12 protein-coding genes are annotated in these 11,216 nt (G+C 30.7%); 10 read left to right on the top strand and 2 right to left on the bottom strand.

Going from position 1 to position 11,216, the window contains the following annotated elements; all coding sequences use genetic code 11:
* Window positions 1-2 precede the first annotated feature (2 nt).
* The 10 genes from HMPREF0078_RS07045 (at window position 3) to HMPREF0078_RS07000 (ending at window position 8,629) form a co-directional block, all read left to right on the top strand.
* Window positions 3-1,157, top strand: a complete 1,155-nt coding sequence (locus HMPREF0078_RS07045) for an iron-containing alcohol dehydrogenase (RefSeq protein ID WP_004839455.1) — start codon at window positions 3-5, stop codon at window positions 1,155-1,157.
* A gap of 337 nt (window positions 1,158-1,494) precedes the next feature.
* Entirely contained in the window at window positions 1,495-1,698 is a 204-nt protein-coding gene (locus HMPREF0078_RS07040; protein ID WP_019118710.1) for a helix-turn-helix transcriptional regulator, read from the top strand.
* A gap of 9 nt (window positions 1,699-1,707) precedes the next feature.
* Window positions 1,708-2,124 (top strand): hypothetical protein, encoded by a 417-nt coding sequence (locus HMPREF0078_RS07035; protein ID WP_004839453.1) that lies wholly within the window; start codon window positions 1,708-1,710, stop codon window positions 2,122-2,124.
* A gap of 233 nt (window positions 2,125-2,357) precedes the next feature.
* Window positions 2,358-3,623 carry a tyrosine--tRNA ligase gene (gene tyrS, locus HMPREF0078_RS07030; protein ID WP_039920603.1) on the top strand — a complete coding sequence of 422 codons (1,266 nt, stop codon included), beginning with the start codon at window positions 2,358-2,360 and terminating at the stop codon, window positions 3,621-3,623.
* Between the two features lie 86 nt (window positions 3,624-3,709).
* The gene (locus HMPREF0078_RS07025) at window positions 3,710-3,919 is read left to right on the top strand and encodes a TOBE domain-containing protein (RefSeq protein WP_004839451.1); all 210 of its coding nucleotides are present in this window, start codon (window positions 3,710-3,712) and stop codon (window positions 3,917-3,919) included.
* Window positions 3,920-4,238: 319 nt separating this feature from the next.
* On the top strand, window positions 4,239-6,179 hold the full coding sequence (metG, locus tag HMPREF0078_RS07020) for a methionine--tRNA ligase (protein WP_004839450.1): 1,941 nt from the start codon (window positions 4,239-4,241) through the stop codon (window positions 6,177-6,179).
* On the top strand, window positions 6,179-6,943 hold the full coding sequence (locus HMPREF0078_RS07015) for a TatD family hydrolase (protein WP_004839449.1): 765 nt from the start codon (window positions 6,179-6,181) through the stop codon (window positions 6,941-6,943). Before metG ends, HMPREF0078_RS07015 begins: the two co-directional genes overlap by 1 nt.
* A gap of 5 nt (window positions 6,944-6,948) precedes the next feature.
* Entirely contained in the window at window positions 6,949-7,479 is a 531-nt protein-coding gene (gene rnmV / locus HMPREF0078_RS07010) for a ribonuclease M5 (RefSeq protein WP_004839448.1), read from the top strand.
* Complete coding sequence (rsmA, locus tag HMPREF0078_RS07005) at window positions 7,476-8,324, top strand: 16S rRNA (adenine(1518)-N(6)/adenine(1519)-N(6))-dimethyltransferase RsmA (protein ID WP_004839447.1); 849 nt, start codon at window positions 7,476-7,478, stop codon at window positions 8,322-8,324. The genes rnmV and rsmA overlap by 4 nt, the downstream gene beginning before the upstream one ends.
* Before the next feature lie 74 nt (window positions 8,325-8,398).
* Window positions 8,399-8,629, top strand: coding sequence for a glutaredoxin family protein (locus tag HMPREF0078_RS07000; RefSeq protein WP_004839446.1), 231 nt, complete (start codon window positions 8,399-8,401; stop codon window positions 8,627-8,629).
* Window positions 8,630-8,829: 200 nt separating this feature from the next.
* Here HMPREF0078_RS07000 and HMPREF0078_RS06995 read toward each other — a convergent pair whose 3' ends face one another.
* Together HMPREF0078_RS06995 and HMPREF0078_RS06990 are read right to left on the bottom strand one after the other, a co-directional pair.
* On the bottom strand, window positions 8,830-9,648 hold the full coding sequence (locus tag HMPREF0078_RS06995; protein WP_004839445.1) for a MurR/RpiR family transcriptional regulator: 819 nt from the start codon (window positions 9,646-9,648) through the stop codon (window positions 8,830-8,832).
* A 24-nt stretch (window positions 9,649-9,672) separates the two neighbouring features.
* A complete protein-coding gene (locus tag HMPREF0078_RS06990; RefSeq protein WP_004839444.1) occupies window positions 9,673-11,178 on the bottom strand; it encodes a PTS transporter subunit EIIC in 1,506 nt (501 codons plus the stop codon).
* Window positions 11,179-11,216 lie beyond the last annotated feature (38 nt).

Raw genomic sequence — 11,216 nt, 5'->3', positions numbered from 1 at the left:
TTATGGCTATTACAACATTTCAAGTTCCTAGAACTATTGTTCACGGTGTGGACAGTCTTGAATATTTAAAAAATTTAGAGGGCAAGAAAGCTGTTCTTGTTACTGGTGGACATTCTATGAAAAAATTTGGCTTTTTGGATCAAGCTAAAAAATATTTGGAAGAAGCTGGTATGGAAGTTATGATTCTTGATGGTGTTGAACCTGATCCTTCTGTAAAAACTTGTCTTGAAGGTGGCAAGAAAATGGAAGAATTTGGTCCTGATTGGATAATTCCAATTGGTGGAGGTTCTGCAATGGATGCTGCAAAGGCTATGTGGATTTTCTATGAACATCCTGGTTATAGTTTTGAAAAATTGGCAGCTTTTGACAATCCACCACTTAGAACAAAGGCAAAAATGGCTTGTATTCCATCAACATCAGGAACTGCTTCAGAAATAACAGCATTTTCTGTAATTACTGATACAGAAAAAGAAATTAAATATCCATTGGTACATCCAGATTTCGTTCCAGATGTAGCAATTTGTGATCCAGTTATTGCAAGCAAAATGCCACCATTAATTACAGCTCAAACAGGTATGGATGTTATGACTCACGCAGTTGAGGCTTTCGTTTCAACAGCAGCAGATGATTACACATCTCCACTTGCAATTAGAGCAATCGAGCTTGTTTTTGGAAATCTTAAAAAAGCTTATGACAATGGCGAAGATATAGATGCAAGAGAAAAAATGCACGATGCATCAACACTTGCAGGAATGGCATTTTCAAATGCTTCACTTGGAATAGTTCACTCAATGGCTCACAAAATCGGAGGAATTTTCCACTTAACACACGGAGAAGCAAATGCAATTATGCTTCCATACATCATTGATTACAATAGAAAATCAACAGATAGATATGATGAGCTAGAAAAAATTCTAGGAATTGATGATATTGCAGAAGAAATTAGAAAATTAAATGAATCAGTAGGACTTACTGCAAACATTAAAGACGGTAAAAATACTGTAATAGAAGAAGATAAATTCTTAGAAGTTTTGGATAAAATGAGTGAAAATGCATTCAAAGACGCATGTACACTTACAAACCCAAGAGAAACTTCTCCAGAAGATATTAAGAAAATCTACGAAGCTGCATATTACGGCAAAAAAATAGATTTTTAAGTTAAAAATAATTACAAAAAAATATAAATCGATTAGCAAAAACAGGAGCGAAAGTTCCTGTTTTTATTTTTTTTAGTTTTGAGCTGGGAATTTTTTTCTAAAGATTTTGGTAAATAGTAGGATAAAATTAATAAAAGAGATCTCTCAACCAAACGAAACGAAGTGGAGTGCGTGGAGAGATCTCTTTTGTTTTTTTGGATTTTTATTTTACTTTATCAATGAATTAAAAGTTTTTTACCTATTAAAATTATATTTTTTTAAATTTTACAAAAATTCATTATTATGGTACTATAAATGTAACAAAAAATGTACTATAAATGTAACCAAGGATTTTGATATGGAAGTTGAGATTGAAAATAGGATTAGGGAATTTAGGAAAGAGAAAAATCTTTCTCAGCATAAATTGGCAAAACTTGTTGGGCTTAAAAGAAGGTCGATTATGGCTTATGAAAATAATACTATAAGTCCAAGTCTTGAAACTGCCTACAAAATTTGCAAGGTTTTGGATAAGGACATCAAAGAGGTTTTTATTTTTAAATAAGGAGAGAAAATGGGATTTTTATTTAATGATGTGAATGAATTTAGGGAAAAAATAAATGAAAAATTCAAAAATACTGATTCGTATTTATTTGCTACTAAACATAATTCAACTGGCAAGGGATTTTTGAAATTACTTTTTAGTAATATGTATAGCACAGTAGATTCTTCAAGGACTTTTCTTTTGTATTTTAATGAAAAGGGGATTTATGAAAAGGAAGTTTCAAATTCTGCTAAGGGCGATTTTATTCTTATGCCTTGGGATGAAATTGAAGTTTTTGAAATCGTTGAAGACTCTAGAAAAGCTTTTATAAAATTTCCTCATTTGGGCAAAAATATTTCTTATGAGATTGATTTTGATGGGAAAATGGATGTTGATAATAGGAAAAATTTTGAGAATTTAAAGGAAAAATCTTGGCATAGATTATAATTTTTTTGAAAAATTTGAAAAAATCAAGCAATATTGTATAATTAATTTTAAGTAAATAGGACTTATAGGATTTACAGTAGGAAAAATTTGGGATAATTTTTTTGAAATTACAAAATTCTTTGTCCAAAGTTGGCTTTCTACTTAGTGGAAGCGTGGAGTATAAAAAGAAGTGGTACCGCATCAAGATGCCTTCTTATACTCTTTTTTTGTACTTAAAAATAAAGGAGAAAAAAATGAAATTTCAATACGAAAAAGAATACGATAATGTATTTGATGAATTAAAAGATCGTGGATATTTTGAGGCTGCAACTGATGAAGAAGAGTTGGCTGAAAAATTAAAAAATGAAAAATTGACCTTTTATTGTGGCTTTGATGCAACTGCTGATTCTTTGACAGTAGGTCATCTTATCCAAATTATGGTTATGATGAGAATGCAAAATTATGGCCACAGACCAATCGCTCTTCTTGGTGGAGGAACTACAATGATTGGGGATCCTTCTGGAAGAAGTGATATGAGAATGGTTATGACAAAGGAAAAAATCAATCATAATGCTAATTGTTTTTATAAACAATTTCAAAGATTTTTGGAATTTGAAAATGAGGGAGAAGATTCTGGGGACAAGGCTATAATTGAAAATAATGCAAATTGGCTTTTAAATCTTCCTTTTATAGATTTTCTAAGAGATGTTGGATCAAATTTCCTTGTAAATGAAATGCTAAAAAAAGACGCCTACAAAAATAGGATGGACAAGGGGCTTACATTTTTTGAATTTTCATATATGCTTTTGCAATCTTACGATTTTCTAGAACTATATAGAAGACACAATTGTACTTTGGAAATTGGTGGCTCAGACCAATGGTCAAATATAATCGGTGGTTATGACTTGATTAGGAAAAAGGAAGATGCAAAAGTTTATGGAATGACTTTCAAATTACTTACAACTGCTGATGGCGTAAAAATGGGCAAAAGTCAAAAGGGAGCTGTTTGGCTTGATGAAGAAAAAACTTCAGCTTATGAGCTTTTCCAATACATGAGAAATGTTGACGACAGAGACGTAGAGAAATTCCTTTTAATGCTAACTTTCCTTCCAACTGCTGAATGTAGAAAATTAGGAAAGGGCAAAGATGCAAAAGAAATTAATCATGCAAAAGAAGTTTTGGCTTATGAAATTACAAAATTAATTCACGGCGAAGAAAAAGCAAAAGAAGCCCTAGAAGCTTCAAAAGCATTATTTTCAGGTGCTGGAGACGAATCAGCAATGCCAACAACTGAAATTGAAAAAGAAGAATTACCAATGGGAATATTAACCCTACTTACAAAGTTAGGTTTAACTAAATCAAATTCTCAAGCAAGAGATTCAGTAAAGGGTGGTGGAGTAAGCATAAATGATGAAAAAATAACTGACCCAAGATTTGAAATAAACGAAGACTTGTTTGAAGATGGGAAAATAATTGTAAAAAAAGGCAAAAAAACCTTCCACAAAGTTACAATAAAATAAAAATCAAGCAAGGTACTATTAAAAAAATTTGTATCAGAAAATTTGGGGTATAATAATTAGGAAAATAAAAATTTAAGGAGTAAATTATGAAAATTTCAGCTAGAAATACAATCAAAGGAAAAGTAGTAGAAGTTGTTGAAGGTGCAGTTAATGGAATTGTTAAAATCGATATAGGAAACGGAACTATAATCACATCATCTATTACAAACAACGCTATCAAAGAACTTGGTCTTGAAGAAGGCAAAGAAGCTTATGCAGTAATTAAAGCAAGCAACGTTATGGTAGCTGTTGACTAATAAATAATAAATAAGGACAAATTTGGTTCGCAAAAAAACCAAGTTTGATCTAAAACCAGAGTAGGCATTAAAGCTTACTCTGTTTTTTTGTGCTGTTTTTTTATTTCATAATTTTTTATTGAATCCAATAAATTTTTTTCTAATTTTTAAAGTTTATTTTTTCTTATAAATATTTTTTACAATTTTAATTTTAAATTCTGTTTTATATTTTTCCGATTTTTTCTTATATATTTTAAATTGGAAAAAATGGACAAAAACGCTATAATATAGGTATATATAAAAAGAAATTTAGTTTTATTAATTTTAAAAAGGAGAATTTATGGATAAAAATGCTTATTATATAACAACGCCAATATATTATCCAAATAGCAACCTTCATATTGGTAATGTTTATACTTCAGTTATTGCTGATGTTTTGAAAAGATATAAGGCACTCAGGGGATTTGATGCTTATCTTACAACTGGAACTGACGAACACGGTCAAAAAATAATGAATGCAGCTCTTTCTCATGGATCTAAGCCTCAAGAATTTGTTGATAGAATTGCAGGAGAAACAAAAGTTTTGCTTAAAAAACTTGATATTGATTATGATTCATTTATTAGGTCAACCGATCCAAAACATGAAGAAAATGTAAAAAATATTTTCCAATATTTGTATGATAAGGGAGATATTTACAAGGGTCATTATGACGGATATTATTGCGAATCTTGTGAATCTTATTTTACTGAAAGCCAACTTGATGATGGAAATTGTCCTGATTGTGGCAGAGGAGTTAATCATCGTAAAGAAGAATCATATTTTTTTAGACTTTCAAATTATACTGATAAATTAAAGGAACTTTTCAAAGACCATCCAGAATTTCTTGAGCCAAAATTTAGGCAAAATGAAATGTTAAATAATTTTATTGACAAAGGTCTTGAAGATCTTTCTGTATCTAGAAATACTTTTGATTGGGGTGTTGATGTTCCTTTTGACAATGAACACGTTGTTTATGTTTGGATTGACGCCTTATCTTGTTATTTAACAGCTATTGGCTATGGTTATGATATGGAAAAATTCAATAAATATTGGCCGGCTGGTGTTCATTTAATTGGAAAAGATATTGTAAGATTTCATACAATAATTTGGCCAGCACTTTTGATGGCTTTAGATATTCCACTTCCAAAAAAAGTTTTTGCTCATGGTTGGATTTTGTTTGACAATGACAAGATGAGTAAATCTAAGGGAAATATTATGTATCCAGAGCCACTTGTAGAGTTGTATGGAACAGATTCTTTGAAATATTTCCTACTTCGTGAATTTAATTTTGGAGCTGATGGAAACTTCCTTTCAAAGAAATTTATGGATAGGTACAATTCTGACCTTGTAAATGATTTGGGAAATTTACTTTCAAGAACTGTTTCAATGATTTCAAAATACAATGATGGAATTATTAAAAAAGGCTTGGAAGAAGATGAAATTGATGGCGAATTGATTGCCTTGGCTGAAAAAACTTATGAAGATTTTACAAAATTAATGGATGAATTTAAGTTTAATGAGGCTTTGGAATGTTTGTGGAATCTTGTAAGAAGATCAAATAAGTATGTTGACCAAACTGAGCCATGGATTTTGGGACGTGAAGAAAATTATGACAGATTAAATACAGTTTTATACAATCTTGCTGAATCTTTAAGAATTATTGCCCAAATGCTTGGGCCTGTTATGAGAAATACAACAGAAGAAATTTTAAGACAATTGGGAGTAGAAAATCAAGGTTTTGAATCTGCTCATAAATTTGGTTTGATTAAAGAAGGAACTAAAGTTAGTAAAGGCGAAAATTTATTTAACAGACTTGATACAGAAAAAGAACTTGAAAAACTTCATGCTTTAAATAATGAACTTGTTGAGAAAAGACTTGGAGTTAAAAAGGAAGAAGAAAAAGAAGAGGAAATCCAATCAAAACCACAAATTAAAATTGATGATTTTGACAAACTTGACCTTGTTGTTGGAAAAATTTTGGAAGTAAACGACCATCCAGATGCCGATAGACTTCTTGTTTTTAAAGTTGATATTGGAAGCGAAACAAGAACAATTGTTTCAAGTATAAAAGAATTCTACAAAAAAGAAGAATTACTTGGCAAAAATATTGCTGTAATCAAAAACCTAAAACCTGTAAAAATGAGAGGGATTTTATCAGAAGGAATGCTTCTTGCTGCAGGAGATGATGCAGTTTTACTTACAACAATCAAAGACTGCAAACCAGGTACGGTGATTTCTTAATGAAATTAATAGATTCACACGCCCATTTAACGAGTGATGATTTTAATGAGGACAGATCTTTTCTTATAAAGGATCTGTCTAATTTTGCTGTAAATTCTGTCATAATGCCAGCTTGCGACTTAGAAAATTCTTATGAAACTGTAAAACTTGCAGAAAAATACGATAATTTGTATGCCCAAGTTGGATTTCATCCAGAAAATATAGAATCATTTGATGATTCTTCTATAGAAAAATTAGAAGATTTAGCAAAAAATCCAAAAGTTGTAGCAATTGGAGAAATTGGACTTGATTATTATTGGCAAGATGACAATAAGGATGAGCAAAAAGAAATTTTTATCAAACAATTAGACCTTGCAAAAAAATTAAAGCTTCCAGTCGTAATTCATTCCAGAGATTCAATTGATGATTGTTTGGAAATTTTAAAAGATTATTCAGATTTAAAAGTTCAAATTCACTGTTTTTCTTATTCATATATCCATCTTATGGAATGTATGAAAAGGGGATATTATATTTCAATCGGGGGAGTTGTAACTTACAAAAACGCTGACAATGAAAAAAATGCAGCCATAAATGTAGATTTGGATAAGCTCATGCTTGAAACAGACTGTCCATATCTTTCTCCAGAACCTTACAGGGGGATGAGAAATGATCCAAGAAAAATCGTGGAAGTTGCAAGAGAAATTGCAAATCTTCGTGGGATGAAATTATCAAAACTTGCAAAAAGAACAAGCAAAAATGCCATGGAATTTTTTAATATAAAGTAGGTAATATGATAAAAGAAACAATAGTAGTTGAAGGAAAAGATGATATAAGTAATATAAAATCAGCAGTCGATTGCGAGCTTATAGCAACAAATGGCCTTGCTTTTGGCAAAGATTTGATTGAAAAATTAAAAGAAATTGACAAAAGATGTGGGATAATAATTTTTACTGATCCAGATTTTGCAGGAAAAAAAATCAGGGCAAAAATTTCCAAAGAAATTCCAAACGCTAAGCACGCTTATCTTGACAGGAAAAAAGCAATCAAAAAGGGAGATTTGGGAGTAGAAAACGCCTCAAAAGAAGATATAATTGAGGCACTCAAAAACGCCCATGCCTCAACTTGTCAAAAAAGAGAAGAATTTACCATGAAAGACCTTTTGGACAATAATCTAACCCTTACAAACGACAGCAGAAACAGAAGGGAAAAACTTGGCGATATTCTATCCATAGGATATTTTAATTCCAAGCAACTTTTATCAAAACTAAATTCCTTTGGCATAAGTCGAGAAGAATTTGAAAGTGCGGTTGAAAAATTATGAAAAAATTATATTCACCAAAAACAATAAAAACAATTCAAGACCTTTACGGTTTTAAATTTAGCAAATCTTTGGGACAAAATTTTTTGGTAGATAAAAACTTTGTAGATAAAATTATAGATTTATCAGAAGTTAAAGGCGAAAATATCCTAGAAATTGGGCCGGGAATTGGAACAATCAGCCAAGAGATGGCAAAAACTTGCAAAAAACTTGTTGTAATAGAAATAGATAAGACTCTTATTCCAATTTTAAATGACAATCTTGGCGAATTTTCAAATGTAGAAATAATAAATGCAGATATTTTAAAAACTGACCTTAAAAAAATTGCCAAAGAAAAATTTGATGGCGAAGATTTCAAAGTCGTTTCAAATTTGCCATACTATATAACAACCCCAATAATAGAAAAATTATTTGAAGAAGACCTTTCCTGCAAGGACATGACAATTATGGTTCAAAAAGAAGTGGCAGATAGGATGAAGGCGGATGAAAAAAGCAAGGATTATTCATCACTTTCAGTTTTTATAAAATATTATGCTGAGATTATTGGGCAATTTAAAGTTCCAAAATCAGTTTTTATGCCCCAACCAAAAATAGATTCCCAAGTTTTAAAATTAAATTTGAGATTGTATGACGAAAATGTTAATACAAATACCCTATTTAATGTAGTAAGAGCAGGATTTAATAAAAGAAGAAAAACCATATTAAATTCCCTATCAAGTGTGATAGAAAAAGAAAATTTAAAAGAAATTTTAGAAAATTTATCTCTAAAAGAAAATCTCAGAGCAGAAAATCTTTCTCTTGACGATTTTATAAAAATAGCCAATGAATTTGAAAAAATAAAAGGGTAGATTGAAAGAGATTATCATTTGAGTATAATAATCGTATTAGAAAAAAAGATTTATAAAAAAAGATTGGAGAAAATATGAAAAAAGTAACAATTTACACATCAAACACTTGCCCACATTGCAAGGCAGCAAAAAATTATTTAAAAGAAAATAATATAGATTTTGAAGAAAAAAACGTAGACGAAGATAGAAGCGCAATCGACTATCTAGTAGAAAATGGCCACAGAGGAGTTCCAGTTATAAATATTGACGGAGAAGATATTGTAGGCTTTAATAAAGAAGTAGTAGATGAAAAATTAGGATTATAAAACAAAAACCCATCTTTGACCTTTTGAGATTTCTCTTTGGTCGGATGGGTTTTATTTTGTTTGAGATAATTATTAGATGGATTTAAGTAAGTAAGGCTAGACAATTAAATTATAGTATTAGCTTACTTGATTTACCAATATTAATAGCTTTATCTAAATACTATCAGCAATTTATTCCACAAAAAAAGTGAGCTTATAGCTCACTTTTTGTCTTCTTCTAAGGCATCTATTGTTTTTTTGTGGAGAAGTTTTCTGTAATCATCTTCTAGATTATTTTTTATGATTTTATTGTAGCAAAAATCCATAAAGACTAGAACTGGAAATTGCGGGGAGATTATATTTCCACCTCTCAAATCTTCTATTGTTGGGATAATTACTTTTTCGTCCACAAATGAAAATTTATCTTTTGAATTTGATGTAACAAGAATTGTTTTTGCACCATTTTCTTTGGCTTGTTTTAGGGCGAAAAGAACGGATTCTTTGTTGGCTGAAAGGCTTATGCCAATAAGCAGAGAATTTTCTTTTTGAAAAACTGCCCTCATTCTCATTTCATCTTGATAATCTATTGCCATTACTAAAATTCCAAGCCTTGTAAGTCTTGATTGCATTTCTCTTGCTACAAGTCCCGAACTTCCTATTCCCACAAACAATACTGATTTTGATTTTATAATCAAATCTGCTATTCTATCAATTTGTTCGTTGTCGATAAGGGATGGAAACATATTTAAAATTCTTCCGTAAGTGTTTAAAACTTCTTCTACATTAAATGAAGATTTGGAAATTCCTTTTAAAAATCCTTCTTCATACCTGTAAATAAATTCTCTATATCCCTTGAAACCACATTTTTGTGAAAATCTTGTTATGGATGATTCGGAAACGTGGAGTTTGTTTTTGATATTTTTTATTGAAAAATCTTCTTTGTGTTTATTTTTTATAAAATAATCGGCAATTAGTTTTTCAACTTCTGTAAATTTATCATAACTATCAACTATAGCAACAATGGCGGAATTTTTTATCATGGCTACCTCTTTTATTGAAATCTTCTAATCTACTACTCCAAGTATATCATTAATTTCATTTTTGTATAAGACTGCCTTTGCTCCATAGATTACTTGAACTCCTCCTGGCACGTCAAGAACTCCTGTTGCCCCTGTTTGTTTTAAAATATTTTTATCAACAATTTTTGGATCTTTTAAATTTACTCTTAATCTTGTAATACAAGCGTCAACATCAATTATATTTTCACTTCCACCAAGTGCATCCAAAATAACAAGAGCTTCTTCGTGAAGATTTGAATTAGAATCTTTTTTAACTTCTTTTTCATCAGCTATTTCATCATTGCCTCTTCCTGGTGTCATTATATTAAATTTCTTTATTAAGAAAGAGAATGAGAAATAGTAAAGAGCTGCCCAGATTAATCCAAATGGAATTTCTAATAACCAGTGAGTCTTTTCATTTCCTTGAAGTACACCAAATAAAATAAAGTCAATTACTCCACCAGAAAATGTATTTCCAATATTTATATTTAATAAATCAGCAATCAAGAATGATAAACCATCCAAGAATGAATGGAAAACATATAAAAGTGGTTGAACGAAAAGGAACATATATTCAAGAGGCTCCGTAATTCCTGTAATAAATGAAGTTAAAGCAACTCCCAAAAATAATCCCTTTAATTTTTTCTTGTTTTCTTCTTTTGCGTTCTTATACATAGCAAGAGCAGCTGCAGGCAAACCAAACATCATTGTTGAAAATCTTCCTGCAAAAAATCTTGTACCTTCAGTAAATAATCCAACGTGATTTGGATCAGCTAATTGAGCAAAAAATATTTTTTGAGCACCAACAATTTGCTCTCCAGCAACCATTTCAACACCACCAAGTTCTGTATACCAAAACATTGGATAAATCATGTGATGAAGACCAACAGCTCCAGATAATCTCATTAGCATTCCGTATAAAAATGTTCCAAAAACGCCAAGTTTTGCAATTGATTTTCCAGCAGAAATTAATAAGTGTTGGAAAGGTGGCCAAACTATAAAGAAAAATACTCCGACAATAATTGCAACAAAAGATGTAACTATAGGAACAAATCTTGAACCACCAAAAAATCCTAGAACTTGTGGCAATTGAATATTGTAATAATTATTGTGAAGATAAACAGCGATAAGACCAATAACCAAAGCACCAACAACACCAGTATCAATTGGATCTCCGTCAGGATTAAAAATTGAAAGAAGGGTTGATATAGTTGCATTCATTACCAAAAATCCAACGGCACCAGCAAGAGCTGCAACTCCTTTTTCCCTGTTTGCAAGACCAACCATAATACCAATACACAAAAGCATGGCAAGATTTGCAAAAATTATATTTCCAGCACCAGCCATAACCTTAAAAATAGTTTGTAAAACACTATTTGCTAAAAAAGGATAGGCATCAATTGTAGCTTGTGATGAAAAAGCACCACCAATTCCTAAAAGTAAACCTGCGGCAGGCAACAACGCTATCGGTAGCATAAAAGCCTTGCCGACTTTTTGTAAATACTTAAACATAAGTCCTCCTTAACTAATTACTTTATTCAATTATATAA

Origin of the sequence: Anaerococcus vaginalis ATCC 51170, assembly GCF_000163295.1 — a bacterium.
GTDB classification, from domain to species: Bacteria; Bacillota; Clostridia; order Tissierellales; family Peptoniphilaceae; genus Anaerococcus; species Anaerococcus vaginalis.
This window is presented reverse-complemented; position numbering and strand designations above follow the sequence as displayed.

Coding starts and splice junctions, on each gene's coding strand:
- HMPREF0078_RS07045 (WP_004839455.1), top strand. CDS start 3: ATGGCTATTACAACATTTCAAGTTCCTAGAACTATTGTTCACGGTGTG.
- HMPREF0078_RS07040 (WP_019118710.1), top strand. CDS start 1,495: ATGGAAGTTGAGATTGAAAATAGGATTAGGGAATTTAGGAAAGAGAAA.
- HMPREF0078_RS07035 (WP_004839453.1), top strand. CDS start 1,708: ATGGGATTTTTATTTAATGATGTGAATGAATTTAGGGAAAAAATAAAT.
- tyrS (WP_039920603.1), top strand. CDS start 2,358: ATGAAATTTCAATACGAAAAAGAATACGATAATGTATTTGATGAATTA.
- HMPREF0078_RS07025 (WP_004839451.1), top strand. CDS start 3,710: ATGAAAATTTCAGCTAGAAATACAATCAAAGGAAAAGTAGTAGAAGTT.
- metG (WP_004839450.1), top strand. CDS start 4,239: ATGGATAAAAATGCTTATTATATAACAACGCCAATATATTATCCAAAT.
- HMPREF0078_RS07015 (WP_004839449.1), top strand. CDS start 6,179: ATGAAATTAATAGATTCACACGCCCATTTAACGAGTGATGATTTTAAT.
- rnmV (WP_004839448.1), top strand. CDS start 6,949: ATGATAAAAGAAACAATAGTAGTTGAAGGAAAAGATGATATAAGTAAT.
- rsmA (WP_004839447.1), top strand. CDS start 7,476: ATGAAAAAATTATATTCACCAAAAACAATAAAAACAATTCAAGACCTT.
- HMPREF0078_RS07000 (WP_004839446.1), top strand. CDS start 8,399: ATGAAAAAAGTAACAATTTACACATCAAACACTTGCCCACATTGCAAG.
- HMPREF0078_RS06995 (WP_004839445.1), bottom strand. CDS start 9,648: ATGATAAAAAATTCCGCCATTGTTGCTATAGTTGATAGTTATGATAAA.
- HMPREF0078_RS06990 (WP_004839444.1), bottom strand. CDS start 11,178: ATGTTTAAGTATTTACAAAAAGTCGGCAAGGCTTTTATGCTACCGATA.